The following is an 18797-nucleotide window of genomic DNA, read 5'->3' on the forward strand; positions in this document are numbered from 1 at the left end:
TCAATCTGGCGCTGCATGTGCGCCGCCGCCGGGCCGATGGTTATCATGAACTGGAAACATTGTTCGCCTTCACCCGTTTCGGCGACCGGCTGACGGCGTTCCCGGCCGATCAGTGGTCGCTGGATGTCGTCGGCCCGACGGCGGTGGCGGCAGGGCCATCCGCCGACAATCTGGTTTTGCGTGCCGTTGAGGCGTTCGTCGCTGCGACGGGCTGGGATGCTCGCCATGCGCTGCGGCTGGAAAAGCACATTCCGGTGGCAGCGGGCCTGGGGGGCGGCAGCGCCGATGCTGCGGCGACGCTCAGGCTGCTGAACCGGCTGGCGGGCGACGTGCTGGACGAACCCGCGCTGGAAGAAATCGGCGCACGGCTGGGGGCGGACGTGCCCGCATGCGTTCGTTCGCGCGCGACGTTCGGCGCAGGTGCGGGCGAACGGCTTGGCAGTGCGCCACCGGTATCCGGTGCTGGTGTTCTGCTGGTCAATCCGGGTGTCGCTATGCCGACGGGGCCGGTTTTCGCCGCGTGGGACGGGGTGGATCGCGGCCCCCTGCATCCTGACGACGACTGGCGGCTTGCCCGCAACGACTTGCAAGCCCCGGCGATCGGCATTGCTCCGGTGGTTGCCGATGTGCTGGACTGGTTGCAGGGGCTGGAAGGCGCGACCCATGTGCGGATGTCGGGTTCCGGTGCGACCTGCTTCGCGCTGTTCGACGGCGCCCCCCCCGATATCCGTCCGCCGGACGGCTGGTGGAGCACCGCGACCGAACTGCTCTAGCCGCCGCAGGCTGCGCGGCGCAGCCGGTCGTTGATGGCGGCGCCCAGACCATTGGGCGGGATCGGGGCAACCGCAATTGCCGCACATCCGCTGCCGTCGGCGCGGTGCAGCAGGTCGAACAGGCGGTATGCCGCTTCGGCGCAGTCCCCGCGTGGCGAAAGATTCTCGTCTCCGGCGATATTGCCGAACCCGATCAGAAACTCGCCGGGCTGGCGGGCGGTTGCGTTCAGGCGGATCGGCAGCCGTGGAGCGTAATGCGCCAGCATCATGCCGGGCGCGGCGATTTCGCTGCCGGGTGCAGCGATCGCCAGCGGCACGCCGATCGCTGCTTCCAGCTCTTCGGCAGGAATCGCGCCCTGCCGCAACAACCGTGCCGCATCACCTTCGATGCCGACGATGCTGCTTTCGATCCCGGCGATGCACGGGCCGGCGTCGAGGATGAGCGGGATGCGCCCGCCGAGCGTCGCCAGCACATGCTCGGCCCGGGTCGGCGAAATACGGCCCGAAGCGTTGGCCGAAGGGGCGGCGATGCCCCGGTCAAGCAGCGTGACGACGGCGCGCATCGCCGGGTGGGCAGGCACCCTGAGGGCGATTGTCGGCAACCCGGCGGAAACGGCGGCGGCAACCGGTGCGCCGGGCACCAGCGGCAGCACCAGCGTAAGCGGGCCGGGCCAGAAGCGTTCGGCCAGCCGTTCGGCAAGCGGTGTGAAGCTGGCGTAGCGCCCGGCCATCCGGCGGTCGGCCACATGCACGATCAACGGGTTGAACGATGGCCGCCCCTTGGCCGCATAGATCGCGGCAACGGCGTCGGGGTTGGCTGCGTCGGCTGCAAGGCCATAGACGGTTTCGGTCGGGATTGCGACGATCCGCCCCGATTCCAGCAGCGCCGCAGCGGCGGCCGCGCCGCGCGCGTCGGCGGTGCGGACTTCGGTCGGCAAATCGTTGGTGGCATCCGTCATCGCAGCGGGTATAGCCGCCATGGACGCGGATTACAGGGGTTTCTCATGCGCTTTCAGCCACCGATCGCAGAACAGAAGTTCGTGCTGGAAACGATCGCCCGCATCGACGATCTGGCGGTGCTGCCGGGTTTCGAATCGGCATCGCCCGATCTGGTCGACGCCGTTCTGAACGAGGCCGGGCGACTGGCCGCCAACATGTTCGCGCCGCTGAACCGCATCGGCGACGAAACCGGCTCGAACGCGGCAGACGGCGTGGTGACGACGCCGCCGGGCTTTCGCGCCGCCTACGACGCCTATGTGCAGGGGGGGTGGATCGGCCTTGGCGCGGCGCCCGCGCATGGCGGGCAGGGCCTGCCGTTTGCGCTGGCGTCGGCGGTGCAGGAACAGATCACGGCCGCCAACATGGCCTTTTCGCTGTGCCCGATGCTGACGCTTGGCGCGATCGAAGCGTTGCAGGCGCACGCCAGCGCCGAACAGCAGCAGCTTTATCTGCGCCCGCTGATCGAGGGGCGCTGGACCGGAACGATGAACCTGACTGAACCGCAGGCGGGGTCGGATGTCGGCGCGTTGCGCGCGACGGCAGTTCCGGCCGCCGACGGTAGCTGGCGTATTCGCGGCCAGAAGATCTTCATCACCTGGGGCGAGCACGACCTGACCGACAACATCGTGCATCTGGTGCTGGCCCGCACGCCTGATGCGCCGGCAGGCACGCGGGGTATTTCGTTGTTCATCGTGCCGAAGTTCCTTGTTGCAGCCGACGGCAGCTTGGGCGAACGCAACGATGTCAGGGTGGTCTCGACCGAGCACAAGCTGGGCATTCACGCCAGCCCCACCTGCACCATGGCGTTCGGCGACAATGACGCCTGCGTCGGCTATCTGGTCGGCGCCGAAAACGGCGGCATGCGCGCGATGTTCACGATGATGAACCATGCGCGGATCAACGTCGGGCTGGAAGGCATCGCCATCGCCGAGCGCGCCTATCAAGGGGCGCTGGAGTTCGCCCGGCAGCGCGTGCAGTCGGCCCGGTTCGGCGGCCCTTCGCGCGATGGGGTCGCCATTATCGAGCACACCGATGTCCGCCGGATGCTGATGACGATCCGCGCCCACACGCAGGCCGCACGCGCGATTGCCTATCTGAACGCCGCAGCCGTGGACCGCGCCCATGCCGAGCCGGACGAAACGCGCAAAGCCGAAGCCAGGGCGCTGGCCGACCTGCTGACGCCGGTCACCAAGGCCTACGCGACCGACATCGGTGTCGAGATGTCGAGCATGGCGCTACAGGTGTTCGGCGGCATGGGCTTTATCGAGGAAACCGGCGCTGCCCAGCATTACCGTGACGCGCGCATCGCCCCTATCTACGAGGGGACAAACGGCATCCAGGCGCTGGATCTGGTCGGCCGCAAACTGCCGGTGGAAGGGGGGCGGCACTGGCGCGCGCTTCTCGAACGCGAGCGGCAGTTCGTCGCCTCGCTGGGAGATTCCGGCGATATCGGCAGGGTTGCGCCGCTGCTGTCGGATGCGATCGAGGCATTGCAGAAGGCGACCGTATGGATCGCCGGCAGCGAGGGGCCGAAGCCAGACGACATCGCGGCAGCAGCAACCCCCTATCTGCGCATGTTCGCGCTGACGATCGGGGCGACGTTGCTGGCGCGGCAGGCGCACGAGGCAGCGCGCAGGCTTGCGGCCGGGCAGGGCGATCCGGCCTTCCTGAAGGCCAAGATCACGACGGCCCGCTTCTTCGCCGAGCAGATCCTGCCTGCCGCACCGGCGCTGCTGGGACCGGTTACGCGGGGGGCGGAACTGTTCCACGCCATCCCCGTCGATGCGCTGGACTGCTGACCGGCACCAGAACGCAAAAGGGGCCAGAACGCAAAAGGGACCGGCGTGCCCCCTGTCCGGCACCCGGCCCCTCTGTCCGGCCTTCCCCGGACAATATCGTCTGTGTTCAGGCGGTCTGCATGGTGCGGCGGCGAAGTGCTGCGCCGATCATGCCGAAGCCGGTGATAAGCATGGCCCAGGTGGCCGCTTCCGGAACGCCGCCAATCGGCGGGTTGCCCGCGATGATATAGACCTGGTCGATCACCACGTCCTTCGACGGCACCAGATTGGTGTTGAACACGAACGACACGTTGTACATCCCGGCGGTCGCGATGGTGGTCGATCCGGCGAACGTCTGCCACGTGGTTTTCGGCCCGGTGGAAACCGCATAGTTCGCAAGCGTCACGCCGGCGATGGTGCCGGAAAACAGCGCATCGCCCACATTTTTGAAGCCGTTCGCCGGTGCATAGGCGGAAAAGCCGATCTGATAGACACCGGGGTTCAGCCAGACCGACTGGCTGAGCGACTGGTTCACCGTCAGGTCGCTGACGAAATAGGCGGCGCGCTGGCCAACGGCGTCGGGGCTGTTGGTGGCGGCATTGTTGGCTGGCACGGCTTCGCCATAGGCGCCGTTCGGATAGGGCTGCGCTGCGCCATAGAAGATCGCGACCGGCGGATACCCCTGATTGTCGGTGCCGCCGATCGTCCACCCGCTGAGGCCGTTGTTGCCGTCTTCGAAGCTGCCGTTCACCACGAGGTTGGTAGCAGCCGCAGCCGGCGCGGCGGCGAGTGAAAGTGCAAAGGCGGCAAGAACGAACTTTGACATCATCGGGTTCCCTGATCTGTGCCCTGGGGCAGAACGAGCAATATTCTGCAAGCATCGTGCCAATTGCCGCGCACTCAGGGCAGGCGGCGGTGTCGCACCGTCACCTGTAAAGCCAGCCGACAGGGATGGCGGTATTAACCTTGACGCCGCTTCGTCGGTCAGACCCTGAACGGCGGCAGGCGGGCTTCGGCGCCGCTCTCTCCAAGGGCAAGGAACGGGCCGTTCAGATAGTCCGGCTTGCCATAGGCGAACGGTGCGCCGCCCGGCGCCAGCGTGGCGCCGCCCGCTGCACGCAGGATTGCGTCGGCTGCTGCGGTGTCCCACTCGCTGGTGGGGCCGAAACGCGGGTAGATGTCGGCTGCCCCCTCGGCCAGCAGGCAGAATTTCAGGCTCGATCCGGAAGGGCGGCAATCGCTTGAACCCAGTGCATCGACCCATGCCCGGGTGCGCGGATCGAGGTGCGACCGGCTGGTGACGACGAGCGGCGGGGTTGCCAGCGGGCGGCTGCGGATGGCGATTCGGGGCAATCCGGGCGCTTCCTTCCACGCGCCAAGGCCGATCGCCCCCGTCCAGAGGGTGCCCGTCGGCGGGTGCAGCACCAGCCCCACCATCGGCACGCCGTCTTCGACGAGGCCGATGTTGACCGAATAGTCCTGCCCGCCATCGACATAGTCGCGGGTGCCGTCCAGCGGGTCGATCAGCCAGAAGCGCTGCCCGGCTTCCGGGCGGATGCCTGCGGCGACCGCTTCCTCGCCGATGATGACGGCCTGTTCGTCGACTGCGCGAATGGCGGCTGCAAGCAGCGCCTCGGCTTCCTCGTCGGCGTCGGTGACGGGCGATGCGCCGCGCCCGTCGTCTCCGGGTTTTTGCCGGGCGGTCGCGCCTGCCGCGCGATGGCGCTCGATCAACTGGCCCGCTGCCTGCATCGCCGGTGTCAGGCGCTCGATCAGTCGGGCGTGCGCCAGATCTTCGCTCAGGCTGGTCGTCATGTCGCGGCCCCTGTCCTTTTGCCTCGGCTGTCCTTTTGCCTCGGCTGTCTTTTCGTTACACAAGCTTGTAACTGCCCCATTCATGCTTGATGAAGGGCGTGGAGGACAAGAGGTCGATGATGCGGGGGGCGATGATGCGGGGGGCGATGATGCGGAACGCCGTTGTTGGTTTCGGGCTGCTGGCCTGTGCGCAGGCTGTGCAGGCACAGGCGCCGCGCGCGATCCTCGACTGTGCGGCGATCCTGAACGACGGGGAACGGCTGGCCTGCTACGACACAGCGGTAAAGGCGCTTTCGTCGGAGGCGCGCGCCATGGCCGAGCGGCGGGAAGCGCAGGCGGCAAGGCTTGCGGCGGCGTCGGCGGCGTCGGCTGCCGCCCACAAGGCCGAAAGTTTCGGCCGCGAAGGCGTAAAGACGTTCGGCAAGGCCGACGATGGCCGGCTCGATCGCATCGAAGCCAAGCTCTCCGAACTGCTGAAAGACAGCAGCGGCAGGTTGGTGTTCGTGCTGGATAACGGGCAGATCTGGCGGCAGGCGGCAGCCTATCCGCTGCCCAGCGCCCGCCCCGGCGTTGCCGTTCTGGTGAAGCGGGGCGCCATGGGTTCCTATTATCTTTCGGCAGGCGGCAGCAACCGCACGGTGCAGGTGCTGCGGATGCGTTGATACCCGCGCGGGCGTCAGGCAGGCCAGTGCGACACCACCAGCGCAGGATCAGGGCGCGGGCGTTCTTCGGCTGACTTGGCGGGTGTCCCCAGAAAGAAGAATCCGGCGATTCGGCCGCCTTCGATGCCCAGCGCATCGGCAACGCCCGGCAGGTTTGCGGCGGCCCCCGTCAGCCAGCAGCCGACGAAGCCGTGCGCATGTGCGCCAAGCAGCAGCGCCAGCCCGGCGGCCCCGGCAGAAAGCTGCTGTTCATAAAGCGGAATCTGCGATTCCTTCGGCACCGAAACCAGCGCCACCAGCGCGGGCGCCTGCCGGGCGAAGGCATCCAGCGCATCGGCTTCGGCCTGTGTTGCGGCGGGGTTCGCGGCAAGGCAGAGGCGTTGCAGCAGGGCTGAAAACGCCGCCCGGTCGTCGATGACGATGAATCTCCACGGCGCCAGCTTGCCATGGTCGGGCACGCGGCTGGCGATCTTCAGGATCTGCGACAGTTGTTCGGCGCTCGGGCCGGGTGCGACAAGATTGCGCGCCTTGGTCGAGCGCCGTGAAGACAGCAGCGAAAGCGGCGACGTCGTGTCGTTCAGCGAATAAGTTTCCATGCGGCCAGCCTTGGCACAATGGCGCTACAGCGGCTAGCAGCAGCCTTGTCATGGCAGTTCTTCCACCCCCGCCACCGCCGCCTGCGATCATCGTATCGGGCCAGGCAATCACCCCCGCCGCCGGAGACGAGGCATTCGGCGCAGTCCGGCTGGGGGCGGGCGATCTGCAATCCGCTTCCGGGCGCATCGAAGATGCGTTGCGCGGGATCGGTGGTGTGCAACTGTTTCGCACGGCCTCGACGCGGACGGCCAACCCGACGGCCGAGGGGATCACCGCGCGAGGACTTGCCGGCAACGCCAGCAGCCGTGTCGAGGTGACGCTGGATGGCGTGCCGCTTGCCGATCCCTTTTTCGGCTTCGTCGGCTGGGGTTCGCTGATCGGCCAGCCGGTCGCGCGGGCTGAACTGGTGCGTGGCGGCGGGCTTGGCGGGCCGGGTGCGCTGGCAGGCACGCTGGCGCTGGTTTCCGCGCACGACGGCGGCGCGATGGTGCGTGGCGGCAGCAGAAACGGGCTGGAAGCAGAAGCCGGTCTGTATGCGCCGGTTGCCGGGGGCACGCTGGGCCTGAACGGCGGCTTTTCGCGCGGCGACGGGCACCTGCTGGTTGAACGGCCCGGCACCGCAGATGTGCCGGCGGCCTATCGGCAATGGTCGGTTGCGGGAACGGCGCAGGCGTCGGTCGGCGTGGTGTCGCTGGAAGCGCGCCTGTCGGGCTTTGCCGACCGTCGGCTGCGCGGCATTGCAGACGCGGAGATCGGTTCAGAGGGCGGCGACTTCAGCGTTTCCGCCCGCCTGAACGAAGGGTGGCGGCCGCATATTCTGGCCTATGGCAAGCTGCGGAACTTCACCACCGTCACGCGGACGCTCGATGCAGCGCGCGCGGTGGCGACGACCGCCCTCGACCAGATCAAGACCCCGGCGTCCGGCTGGGGGCTGGAAGCAGGCGTCGAGCCGCCGTTGGGCGACGACAGCGCCTTGCGGCTGGGCGCTGCATGGCGCGCCTTCGAAGGACGGACGGTCGAGCAGTTCCGCTTTGTCGCCGGTGCGCCGACACGCGGCCGGGTGGCCGGAGGCAACCAGCAGGTGGCAAGCCTGTTCGCCAACGGTTCGCACCGGGCATCCGATGCGCTTCTGCTGACCGCCGCTGGCCGGGTCGATCACTGGCGCATCGGTGCGGGCCGGCTGGACGAGTTCGACCTGGCAACCGGGCTTTCGACCCTGCATGAACCATCGCCCGCGCGCACTGGCACCGAATTCAGTGGCCGGCTGGGCGCGGTCTGGCGGCCGGTCGGTGCGATCCGGCTGCGGGCGGCGGGCTATCGCGGCTGGCGGCTGCCGACGCTGAACGAACTGCACCGGCCGTTCCGGGCGGGAAGCGACGCGACGGCCGCGAACCCGGCCCTGAACCCTGAACATCTGTGGGGGGCCGAGGCAGGCATCGGCTGGCAGCCGCTGGATGGGATTGATCTGTCGGCGACCCTGTTCTGGAACCGGCTGGCGGATTCGATTGCGAATGTCACGCTGGGCGTCGGGCCGGGCGTGTTTCCGGGCGTCGGCTTCGTGGGTGCGGGCGGGCGCTATCGCCAGCGCCAGAATCTGGGCGCGATCGAAACCCATGGTATCGAAGCCGAAGCGCGCGTGCCGCTGGGGCCTTTGCATTTCCGGGCAAGCGCTGCCTATGCCGATGCGCGGGTGCACGGTGGGGCGATCGATGGCTTGCGCCCGGCGCAGTCGCCGCGCTTTTCCGGCAGTGCGGGGCTTGGCTGGGAAGGGCGCGCCGGCAGTGCTGCGGTTACACTGCGCCATGTCGGCGCCCGCTTCGAGGACGACCAGAACCAGCGCCGACTTGCCGCCGCGACGACGGTCGATGCGTCGGCGTCGGTGCGTCTGGGGCATGGGCTTTCAGCCGAATTCGCCGCCGAAAATCTGGCCGACGCCAAAATCGAAACCGGCTTTTCCGGGAGCCAGCTCGAACGCGGGCAGCCGCGCACCTTGTGGGCAGGGCTGCGCTGGGTGCCTGCGCGCTGAGCGTGTGACAGCACTGAACGGCTACATCGCGCGGTAGCTGATCGCCTGCTGGCGCCGGCCGCCAAAGCCCATCGGCGCGCTGACATTGGTATCGAGCGCCTGCGACGTCAGGAACGGAACACCGTTCGCGCCCGGGCGATACTGGCTGACGAGATCGAAATTGTGGATCGTCGCCACAACCTTCACGCGGATGGGCTGTGCTGCAAAGATGCGGAACCGCGTCAGCAGCGGCTTGCCGGCTGCCTCCTCGACCGTCGCCTCGGCAGAGAGGCTGGCGGAAATATCGCCGCCCGGCGTGATGATCGTCCCTTGCGGCAGCCCGTTCCAGCGGAACAATGTGCGGCCGCCCTGGTCCGATCGCGCTGCCAGCGGCAGGCGCAGGATCTGCCCGAGCTTGTGAAAGCCGGGCGGCGCATCCTGACGTTTCGCCAGCGCCTCGGCCTCTTTTCTGGTTGGTGTACGCCCATCGACCGACACCAGAGTCCAGCGGCCGCCGGTGGCTGAAGTCGGCGTAAAGCGATCAACGACGACCGAGGCCAGCTTGCCCTTTTCAGAACCGCCCTTTGCCTCGATCGTGCGCTCGAAGCCGACGACCGGCGCCCGCGCCGATTCGGCGATCAGGCGATCGAGCAGCGGGTCGGCGTGCGCTGCGCCGGGAACGAGCAGGGCGAGGGCGAACAGGCAGGCGGGCAGGCGCATTGCGATCCTTTGCAGCAGGGGTGACTTTGCCGCCCGGCCTCAGCCGTCGAGGAAGCTGCGCATCTTGCGGCTGCGAGAGGGATGCTTCAGCTTGCGCAGCGCCTTCGCCTCGATCTGGCGGATGCGTTCGCGCGTCACCGAGAACTGCTGGCCGACTTCCTCCAGCGTGTGGTCGGTGTTCATGCCGATCCCGAAGCGCATCCTCAGCACCCGCTCTTCGCGCGGGGTCAGGCTGGCGAGCACGCGCGTCACGGTTTCCTTCAGGTTGGAATGGATCGCCGCGTCCACCGGGATGATGGCGTTCTTGTCCTCGATGAAGTCGCCGAGGTGGCTGTCGCCGTCATCGTCGCCGATCGGGGTTTCAAGGCTGATCGGTTCCTTGGCGATCTTCAGCACCTTGCGCACCTTGTCGAGCGGCATTGACAGCCGCTCGGCCAGCTCTTCGGGCGTCGCTTCGCGGCCGGTTTCGTGCAGATACTGGCGGCTGGCGCGGACCAGCTTGTTGATGGTTTCGATCATGTGCACCGGAATGCGGATGGTGCGCGCCTGATCGGCGATCGAGCGGGTGATCGCCTGCCGGATCCACCATGTCGCATAGGTGCTGAACTTGTAGCCGCGCCGGTATTCGAACTTGTCGACCGCCTTCATCAGGCCGATGTTGCCTTCCTGGATCAGATCGAGGAACTGCAAGCCGCGATTGGTGTATTTCTTGGCGATCGAGATCACCAGCCTTAGGTTCGCCTCGACCATTTCCTCCTTGGCAAGACGGGCTTCGCGCTCGCCCTTCTTCACCATGTTCACGATGCGCCGGTATTCCGAAAGATCGACGCCGGTTTCATGGGCGATGTCGCCCAGTTCGCGGCGGATGCGATCCACCTCCGAGACTTCGTTGGCGGCAAACGCGGCCCATTTCTTGTCGCGGCCGGCGTTGGCCGCCAGCCAGCCATCGTCGAGCTCGCGGCCGACATAGCTGTCAACAAAGTCCTTGCGGTTGATCTTGTGCCGGTCTGCAAGGCGCAGCATGTCGGAACCAAGCTTCATCAGCCGGTCGTTGAAGCTGTAGAGATGCTCGACCAGAAATTCGATCTTGGCATTGGTGAACTGCACTGCCGCGATCTGGTGCGTCAGTTCGATGCGCAGTTTCTGGTATTTCTTCTCGTCGTTGCGCGCGAATTCCACGCCTTGCGCCAGCGCCTGCATGCGCTGAGTCTGCAACTTGTGGAACTTCGTATAGCTGGCCTCGATGGCGGCGAACGTCTCCAGCGCCTGCGGCTTCAGCGTTTCTTCCATGGCGGCAAGGCTCATGCCGCCTTCGTCGTCGTCGTCGTCGGAAGGGCGCGGCGCGCGGCGTTCGGTCAGCTCGTCTTCTTCGTCGGGGGCGGCCGGGGCTTCCTCCTCCTCGGTCTCCTCCTTGAACTGCACCGGCATGTCGCCGTCGCCCGCTTCCTCGCCGTCCTCGGTCGTCGGCTTGGCCAGCATCGCCTCTAGGTCGAGGATTTCGCGCAGTTGCATGCGGCCTTCGTTCAGCGCCGTCGACCAGTCGATGATGGCGGCGAACGTCATCGGGCTTTCGCAAAGGCCCGCGATCATGGTGTCGCGCCCGGCCTCGATACGCTTGGCGATGGCGATCTCGCCCTCTCGCGAGAGCAGTTCGACTGCGCCCATTTCGCGCAGATACATGCGCACCGGGTCGTCGGTGCGGTCTATCTTTTCCTTTACCGGCGCGGGTGCGGGCGCGGTTCCGATCGGGTCGACTTCGACTTCCTCGACAGTCTCTTCTTCTTCGGCTTCCGCTTCTTCGGCCGAATCCTCGTTCTCGATGATGTTGATGCCCATGTCCGACAGGGCCGACATCACGTCTTCGATCTGTTCCGACGACATCTGGTCCTGCGGCAGCGCGGCGTTCAATTCGTCATAGGTCAGCCAGCCGCGCTTTTTGCCACGGGCGATCAGCCGCTTGATGCTTGCCTCGTTCAGGTCGATGACGGGCGCGCCGTCATTTTCCGTCTTTTCCTCGCCTTCGCCGTCAAAAGGAGGCTTCGCCATGCGGACTCCGAATCATGGGAGGCGCAGCAGCCGGGCTGCCTACGCCTGTCGGTTGTCTGACGGATCTACCGGCGTGAGGCCCAAACGGTCCATGACCCGCAGAGCTTCGGCGCGATTGCGCTCGAAGGTTTCCACGAGTGATTGTTCCGTGCCGGGGCCGGGCGCCTGCCGATCCAACGGGGCTATTTGGTGTGTCGCAAAGCATTGTGCAAGGGTTGATGCAACTTCGCGTTCCAGTTGTGCAGAATCGTTGCTTGCGAACGACAGCGCGCGATAGCCCGACAACAGGTCGCCGGCGCCGGTTCCTGCCAGCAGCCGGTCGCGCGCCAGCGAAAGCGCCGGCGAACGCAGCGGCAGTTCCGCCAGTTCCTCGGCGTGGCGTTCGGCAAGATCCGGCCGGCCGTGCAGCAGTTTCAGCAGCATCGCCATGTGGATTTCGTTTGGCGCGGCCGCCGACGCCCTGGTTTCGGCAAGCGCGCCAGGCACGGGCGGCTGCCAGCCGCCGCGATGGTCGCGCCTGCCGCCGGTGGCTGGCGGGCGCATCCGGCCTTCGGTGCGGCGCGGGCGCAGCCTGTCGTCGGCGCGCTGCATCCATGTCGCCAGATAGTCGCGCCTGAGGTCCTGGTCGGCGATATTGGCGGCCAGCGCGCGCAGCCGGGCGCGGAAGGCCGCCCGCCGTTCGGGGGTGTCGAGCGGGGTCGCCGAAGCCTCGGCGTCGAACAGGAATCGTTCGAGCGGAACCGCACCATCGATCAGCCTGTCGATCGCGGCGCGGCCGCCGCTGCGGGCCAGATCGTCGGGGTCCTGCCCGGCGGGCAGTATGGCCAGAGAAAGGCTTTTCCCCGGTGCGATCAACGGCAGTGCGCGCGTCGCGGCGCGCAACCCGGCGCGCAGGCCGGCGGCATCGCCGTCGAAGGCCAGAACCGGCTCGGGCACCAGCTTCCAGGCCAGCAGCAACTGCTCCTCGGTCAGGGCTGTGCCAAGCGGCGCGACCGCTTCGTCCAGCCCTGCCGAAGCGAGGCCGACGACATCCATATAGCCCTCGACCACCACGAGGCGCCCCGACTTGCGGGCTGCTGGCGCGGCGCGGTGGTAATTGTAAAGCAGCCGCCCCTTGTGAAAAACCGGCCCTTCCGGAGAGTTCAGATATTTCGGCTCTCCGGCGCCGAGGATACGGCCGCCGAATCCGACGGGCCGGCCTCGCGCGTCGTGGATCGGGAACATCAGCCGGCCGCGAAAACGGTCATAGCGTCGCCCCTCGGCCTCGCCTGCAAGCCCGGCTTCCAGCAGTTGCTCGGGGGTTGCAGTATCGAACCGCGCTTTCAGGTGCTTCGACAGCGCGTCGCGCGAATCCGGCGCAAAGCCCAGGTCGAATCGCCCCGACAGGCCGGCCGGCACCTGCCGGCGTTCGAGGTAGGCGCGCGCGTCTGCGCCCGCGGCAGACTGCAATTGCCCGGCGAACCATTCACCCGCCGCGCCGATCAGATCCTGCAACCCCGCCCGCTGGCGGGCCTCGCGGTCGGGTGCGCGCTGTTCGGGCACCACCAGGCCCGCCTCGTCGGCCAGCGCCTTCACTGCATCGAGGAACGCCAGCCCTTCCTGTTCCATCAGGAAGCGCAGCACGTCGCCATGCGCCCCGCAGCCGAAGCAGTGGTAGAAGCCCTTGTCTTCGTTGACATAGAAGCTGGGCGTTTTTTCGTTGTGGAACGGGCAGCAGCCTTTCAGCTCGTGGCCCGCGCGCACCAGCTTCACCCGCCGGCCGACGACGGACGACAGCGCCACACGGGCGCGCAGTTCGTCGAGGAATTCGGCGGGGATGCTCATGTCAGGAAAGCGCCGCCTTCACGAAGCCGCTGGCTTTGCCCATGTCCATCTGGCCTTGCAGTTTCGCCTTCACCAGCGCCATCACCGATCCCATGTCCTTGATGCTGGTCGCGCCTGCTTCCTGCACAAGCGCCGCAATCGCGGCCTTCGCTTCGTCGTCGCTCATCTGTTTTGGCAGGAAACTTTCGATCACCGCAAGTTCGTGCCGTTCGGCGGCGGCGAGTTCCGCGCGACCGCCCTTGTCGAACATCTCGATCGATTCGCGGCGCTGCTTGGCCATCTTGCCAAGCACTTCCATCACCAGCACGTCGTCGTCGGCGGGCGCGCCGCCGGTTCTTGCTTCGATGTCGCGGTTCTTGATGGCGGCCTGAATCAGGCGGATCGCCGCCACCCGCTCTGATTCTCGCGCCTTCATCGAATCAACCAGCGCCGTCTTGATATCGTCTCTGATCATAGCTCTCATGTCTCCTTGCGACACCACATAAGCGCGCGCCCGGCATTGACCAACCGTGCCCTTGTCCCTATCGCGGCGTCCTAGCCCGAAACCTGTAAAACAAGGATCTGCCGATGGCCGACGCCCCCTCTGCGCGCCAACCCTCCGGCGCGACCGGAGTCGTCGCGCTTGCCGATGGAAGCCTGTTCTGGGGCACCGGCTGCGGCGCCGAGGGCGAAGCCGTGGGCGAACTGTGCTTCAACACCTCGATGACCGGCTATCAGGAAGTGATGACCGATCCGAGCTACGCCGGCCAGATCATCAACTTCACCTTCCCCCATGTCGGAATCGTCGGCGCCAACGCCGAGGATATCGAAGCCACCAACCCCTATGCGCCGGGCTGCGTTTTGGCCGAACCGATCACTGCGCCATCAAGTTTCCGCGCCGGCAAGGGCTTTGCCGAATGGCTGGCGGACTGGGGCCGGATCGGGGTTTCGGGCGTCGATACGCGCGCACTTACACGCCGCATCCGCAAGGCCGGGGCGCCGAACGCGGTGATCGCCCACCGGGCCGACGGCAGGTTTGATGTCGATGCGCTGATCGCCCGCGCGAAGGCGTGGTCGGGCCTTGAGGGCCTCGACCTCGCGAAGGAAGTTTCCTCGACCCAGATGTCGACTTGGGACGAAGGCCCGTGGCATCTTGGCGCGGGCTACAGCCGCGTCGATCTTCCGGTCGATGCGCCGCATGTCGTCGCCGTCGATTTCGGGGTGAAGCGGGTGATCCTGCGCCAACTGGTTGCAGCGGGTGCCCGCGTGACGGTCGTGCCGGCCACCACCGGCTTCGACGAAATCATGGCGCTGAAGCCCGATGGCCTGTTCCTGTCGAACGGTCCCGGTGACCCGGCTGCGACCGGCGAATATGCCGTTCCGGTGATCCGGCAATGGCTTGCAACCGGCAAGCCGCTGTTCGGCATCTGCCTTGGCCACCAGTTGCTGGGGCTGGCGATCGGGGCGCAGACCCTGAAGATGCATCAGGGGCATCGCGGCGCGAATCACCCCGTGAAGCGACTGTCGGACGGCCGCGTCGAAATCACCTCGATGAACCACGGCTTCACCGTCGACCGCGAGACGCTGCCGGCGTCTGCCCGGATGACGCACGTCAGCCTGTTCGACCAGACGCTGTGCGGCCTCGAACTGATCGACCGGCCCGCCTTTTCCGTCCAGCACCATCCTGAAGCCTCGCCGGGGCCGCAGGACAGCCACCACCTGTTCCGTCGGTTCGTCGACGGACTGCAGAAGACCGCCTGAGCCATGCCAAAACGCACCGACATCCAGTCCATCCTCGTCATCGGCGCTGGCCCGATCATCATCGGCCAGGCCTGCGAGTTCGACTATTCCGGCACACAGGCGGTGAAGGCGCTGAAGGCCGAAGGCTATCGGGTGGTGCTGGTGAATTCCAATCCGGCTACCATCATGACCGATCCGGAACTGGCCGACGCCACCTACATCGAGCCGATCACGCCGGAAGTGGTGGCGCGCATTCTGGAAAAGGAACGCCCCGATGCAGTGCTGCCGACGATGGGCGGGCAGACGGCGCTGAACACCGCGCTGGCGCTGGCGAAGGACGGCACGCTGGACCGGCTTGGCGTGCAGTTGATCGGCGCCGACGCCCGCGCCATCGAAAAGGCCGAGGACCGGCTGAAGTTCCGCGACGCGATGGACGCGATCGGGCTTGAATCCCCGCGTTCGGCGATTGCCCACAGCCTTGAAGATGCGCTGAAGGCGCTCGACCATGTCGGGCTGCCCGCCATCATCCGCCCGTCGTTCACGCTGGGCGGCACCGGCGGCGGCATCGCCTACAACCGCGACGAGTTCGTGAAGATCGTGCTTGGCGGCCTCGATGCATCGCCCAGCACCGAAGTGCTGATCGAGGAATCGGTGCTCGGCTGGAAAGAGTTCGAGATGGAGGTCGTCCGCGACAAGGCGGACAATGCCATCATCATCTGCTCGATCGAGAACGTCGATCCGATGGGCACGCACACGGGCGATTCGATCACCGTTGCACCGGCGCTGACGCTGACCGACAAGGAATATCAGATCATGCGCAACGCCTCGATCGCGGTATTGCGCGAAATCGGGGTCGAAACCGGCGGCTCGAACGTGCAGTTCGCGGTGAATCCGGCGGATGGCCGGCTTGTCGTCATCGAAATGAACCCGCGGGTTTCCCGGTCGTCGGCGCTTGCCTCCAAGGCGACCGGCTTTCCGATCGCCAAGGTCGCGGCGTTGCTGGCGGTCGGCTATACGCTCGACGAAGTCCGCAACGATATCACCGGCGTGACGCCGGCAAGCTTTGAACCCACGATCGACTATGTGGTCACGAAAATCCCGCGCTTCGCCTTCGAGAAATTCAAGGGTTCGGACCCGACGCTCGGCACCGCGATGAAGTCGGTCGGCGAGGTGATGGCGATCGGGCGATCGTTCCATGAATCGCTGCAAAAGGCGCTGCGGGGGCTGGAAATCGGCCTGACCGGCCTCGATGAGCCGGAATCGCTGGCCAATGCATCCAAGGGCGAAATCCTTGCCATTCTGGCCCGGCGCCTGCCCGAGCGGCTGCTGGTTGCGGCACATGCGCTGCGGCAGGGCATCGTGCCGTCGGAAGTCGCGCGGGTTTCGGCCTATGATCCGTGGTTCGTCGAGCGCCTTGCGGAAATCATCGACCAGGAGGCGCTGGTTCGCATGAACGGCCTGCCGCAGGACGCCGCCGGCATGCGGGCGCTGAAGGCGATGGGCTTCTCGGATGCGCGGCTGGCGAAGCTTGCGAACTGCGCCGAAGACGAGGTGCGGGCGCTGCGCCAGCACCTTGGCGTGCACCCGGTGATGAAGCGGATCGATACCTGCGCCGCCGAGTTCGACGCCATCACCCCCTATATGTACTCGACCTATGGCGGCACCGAGTGCGAAGCCGATGTCAGCGACCGCCGCAAGATCGTCATCCTGGGCGGTGGTCCTAACCGGATCGGTCAGGGGATCGAATTTGATTACTGCTGCTGTCACGCAGCATTTGCCTTGGCCGATGCGGGCTATGAAACCATCATGGTCAACTGCAACCCGGAAACCGTCTCGACCGATTATGACACGTCCGACCGGCTCTATTTCGAGCCGCTGACCGCCGAGGACGTGCTGGAACTGCTGGCAATCGAGCAGCAGCGCGGAACATTGGAAGGCGTGATCGTGCAGTTCGGCGGCCAGACGCCGTTGAAACTGGCGCGGGCGCTGGAAGCCGCAGGCATTCCGATTCTCGGCACCTCGCCCGACGCGATCGACCTTGCCGAAGATCGCGAGCGTTTCGCCGCCCTTGTGGAAAAGCTGGGCCTGAAGCAGCCCGCAGGCGGCATCGCCCGCAGCCGCGAGGAAGCGGTCGCCGTTGCCGAGCGCATCGGCTATCCGGTGCTGATGCGCCCTTCCTATGTGCTGGGCGGCCGGGCGATGGAAATCGTCGAAACCACGGCGAACCTCGAATCCTATATCGAAACGGCGGTGAAGGTTTCGGGGGACAGCCCGGTCCTCATTGACCGCTACCTGCGCGACGCCATTGAAGTCGATGTCGATGCGTTGTCCGACGGCGAAATCGTGCATGTGGCGGGCGTCATGCAGCACATCGAGGAAGCGGGCGTCCATTCGGGTGATTCCGCCTGTTCCCTGCCGCCTTACAGCCTGTCGGCCGAGGTGATCGCCGAAATCCGCCGTCAGGCCGGGGTGCTGGCGCGCGCCCTTGGCGTGAAGGGGCTGATGAACGTGCAGTTCGCGGTCAAGGACGGCGAGGTCTATCTGATCGAAGTGAACCCGCGCGCCAGCCGCACGGTTCCGTTCGTCGCCAAGGCGCAGGGCCGGCCCTATGCCATGATCGCCGCGCGCGTGATGGCTGGCGAGCCATTGTCCGACTTTGAACTGGAGCCGAAGTCCACCGGCCATATTGCCGTGAAGGAAGCGGTGTTTCCGTTCAACCGTTTCCCCGGCACCGATCCGGTGCTCAGCCCGGAAATGAAATCCACCGGCGAAGTGATGGGGATCGACAGCGATTTCGCCATGGCCTTCGCGAAAAGCCAGCTTGCATCGGGCACCGTGCTGCCGACGCAGGGCCGGGTGTTCCTGTCGGTCAAGGACAGCGACAAGCCGCACATCCTCGACGCTGCGCGCAGCCTCGTTGCCATGGGCTTCGAGCTGGTGGCAACGCGGGGCACCGCGAAATGGTTGCAGGATCAGGGCGTGGCGGTCAGCGTCATCAACAAGGTGCTGGAAGGGCAGCCGCACATCGTCGACGCCATCACCGACGGCACGATTGCGATGGTCTGCAACACTACCGAAGGTGTCCAGAGCCTGAAGGACTCGTCGTCGATCCGCATGGCCGCCTGGAGCCGCAAGGTGCCGATCTTCACCACGGCGGCAGCGTCGGATGCGGCGGTGAAAGCGATTGCCGCCATCCGCGCCCGCCCGATGGACGTGACGCCGTTGCAGGCACATCACGCAGCCTGAACCCGCCGGACAAAGGCGTCGCCCGTTTCTCGCACTTGCGGAATAACGGGTGGCGACCTAGACTATAAAGCCGGAGAGCTGCTTCTCCGGCCTGCCGCCTGCCTGACACACTTACGCGACCGTGAAAATGCGCCGCGATGGGATGGTTCAGCCAGTCGGCAGCCAAAGTGAAAGTTTCAAGAGCGAGAGCCATGGCGACAATGGATAGGGTTCCGATGCTGGCCGAGGGCCATGAGATGCTGGTTCGGCAGCTCAGGCACCTGAAAGAGGTCGAGCGCCCCGAGAATGTCGAGGCGATCGAGGAAGCGCGCGCCCACGGCGACCTGTCGGAAAATGCGGAATATCATGCCGCAAAGGAACGTCAGGGCCAGATCGAAGCGCAGATCGCCGACATGGAAGACAAGCTGGCGCGCGCGGTGGTCATCGATCCCACCACGCTTTCCGGTGAAAAAGTCGTTTTCGGAGCGACGGTCCGCCTGCTCGACGAAGACGACAAGCCGATCACCTATCAGATCGTCGGCGAACTGGAGGCGGACGCAAAGCGCGGCCGCATCAGCTATAATTCCCCCGTCGGGCGGGCGCTGATCGGCCGCCTCAGGGGCGAGGAAGTCGA

Annotated in this window: 15 protein-coding genes; 7 read left to right on the forward strand and 8 right to left on the reverse strand. The window is 66.4% G+C overall.

The features are described 5' to 3' along the window. A partial coding sequence (locus AC16JP_RS06265; protein WP_484339746.1) for a 4-(cytidine 5'-diphospho)-2-C-methyl-D-erythritol kinase occupies positions 1–773 on the forward strand: 773 nt, incomplete at its 5' end. Here the strand turns inward: AC16JP_RS06265 and AC16JP_RS06270 are convergent. Further along, positions 770–1732 (reverse strand): L-threonylcarbamoyladenylate synthase, encoded by a 963-nt coding sequence (locus AC16JP_RS06270; protein ID WP_484339760.1) that lies wholly within the window; start codon positions 1730–1732, stop codon positions 770–772. The genes AC16JP_RS06265 and AC16JP_RS06270 overlap by 4 nt on opposite strands. A 45-nt stretch (positions 1733–1777) precedes the next feature. Here AC16JP_RS06270 and AC16JP_RS06275 point away from each other — a divergent pair, with 45 nt between their 5' ends. Next, complete coding sequence (locus tag AC16JP_RS06275; protein ID WP_484339747.1) at positions 1778–3571, forward strand: acyl-CoA dehydrogenase C-terminal domain-containing protein; 1794 nt, start codon at positions 1778–1780, stop codon at positions 3569–3571. Positions 3572–3677: 106 nt separating this feature from the next. Here AC16JP_RS06275 and AC16JP_RS06280 read toward each other — a convergent pair whose 3' ends face one another. Both AC16JP_RS06280 and AC16JP_RS06285 read right to left on the reverse strand, forming a co-directional pair. Then, positions 3678–4376 (reverse strand): PEPxxWA-CTERM sorting domain-containing protein, encoded by a 699-nt coding sequence (locus AC16JP_RS06280; RefSeq protein WP_484339748.1) that lies wholly within the window; start codon positions 4374–4376, stop codon positions 3678–3680. A 158-nt stretch (positions 4377–4534) separates the two neighbouring features. After that, the gene (locus tag AC16JP_RS06285) at positions 4535–5365 is read right to left on the reverse strand and encodes a 3'(2'),5'-bisphosphate nucleotidase CysQ family protein (RefSeq protein ID WP_484339749.1); all 831 of its coding nucleotides are present in this window, start codon (positions 5363–5365) and stop codon (positions 4535–4537) included. Between the two features lie 149 nt (positions 5366–5514). Here AC16JP_RS06285 and AC16JP_RS06290 point away from each other — a divergent pair, with 149 nt between their 5' ends. Then, on the forward strand, positions 5515–6027 hold the full coding sequence (locus AC16JP_RS06290; RefSeq protein ID WP_484339750.1) for a hypothetical protein: 513 nt from the start codon (positions 5515–5517) through the stop codon (positions 6025–6027). A gap of 14 nt (positions 6028–6041) precedes the next feature. Here the strand turns inward: AC16JP_RS06290 and AC16JP_RS06295 are convergent, their stop codons facing one another. Next, the gene (locus tag AC16JP_RS06295; RefSeq protein ID WP_484339751.1) at positions 6042–6623 is read right to left on the reverse strand and encodes a nitroreductase family protein; all 582 of its coding nucleotides are present in this window, start codon (positions 6621–6623) and stop codon (positions 6042–6044) included. A 50-nt stretch (positions 6624–6673) separates the two neighbouring features. On the opposite strand from AC16JP_RS06295, the gene AC16JP_RS06300 reads away from it, so the two are divergent. Continuing rightward, positions 6674–8650: a TonB-dependent receptor gene (locus AC16JP_RS06300; protein WP_484339752.1), complete on the forward strand. Its 1977-nt coding sequence runs from the start codon at positions 6674–6676 to the stop codon at positions 8648–8650. 21 nt (positions 8651–8671) lie between these two features. Here AC16JP_RS06300 and AC16JP_RS06305 read toward each other — a convergent pair whose 3' ends face one another. The 4 genes from AC16JP_RS06305 to AC16JP_RS06320 are packed head-to-tail and all read right to left on the reverse strand — an operon-like array spanning position 8672 to position 13673. Then, entirely contained in the window at positions 8672–9349 is a 678-nt protein-coding gene (locus tag AC16JP_RS06305; protein ID WP_484339753.1) for a hypothetical protein, read from the reverse strand. Positions 9350–9388: 39 nt separating this feature from the next. Further along, positions 9389–11395, reverse strand: coding sequence for an RNA polymerase sigma factor RpoD (gene rpoD, locus AC16JP_RS06310; protein WP_484339754.1), 2007 nt, complete (start codon positions 11393–11395; stop codon positions 9389–9391). Between the two features lie 39 nt (positions 11396–11434). Further along, entirely contained in the window at positions 11435–13219 is a 1785-nt protein-coding gene (dnaG, locus tag AC16JP_RS06315; protein ID WP_484339755.1) for a DNA primase, read from the reverse strand. A 1-nt stretch (position 13220) separates the two neighbouring features. Continuing rightward, positions 13221–13673: a GatB/YqeY domain-containing protein gene (locus tag AC16JP_RS06320; protein WP_484339756.1), complete on the reverse strand. Its 453-nt coding sequence runs from the start codon at positions 13671–13673 to the stop codon at positions 13221–13223. Positions 13674–13786: 113 nt separating this feature from the next. Here AC16JP_RS06320 and carA point away from each other — a divergent pair, with 113 nt between their 5' ends. The 3 genes from carA to greA form a co-directional block, all read left to right on the forward strand. Further along, positions 13787–14959 (forward strand): glutamine-hydrolyzing carbamoyl-phosphate synthase small subunit, encoded by a 1173-nt coding sequence (gene carA, locus AC16JP_RS06325; RefSeq protein ID WP_484339757.1) that lies wholly within the window; start codon positions 13787–13789, stop codon positions 14957–14959. Positions 14960–14962: 3 nt separating this feature from the next. Beyond that, positions 14963–18184 carry a carbamoyl-phosphate synthase large subunit gene (gene carB / locus AC16JP_RS06330; protein ID WP_484339758.1) on the forward strand — a complete coding sequence of 1074 codons (3222 nt, stop codon included), beginning with the start codon at positions 14963–14965 and terminating at the stop codon, positions 18182–18184. 191 nt (positions 18185–18375) lie between these two features. After that, positions 18376–18797: transcription elongation factor GreA (gene greA / locus AC16JP_RS06335; RefSeq protein ID WP_484339759.1), on the forward strand; the 422-nt coding region annotated here is incomplete at its 3' end.

It is taken from the genome of Sandaracinobacteroides sp. (assembly GCF_057137845.1).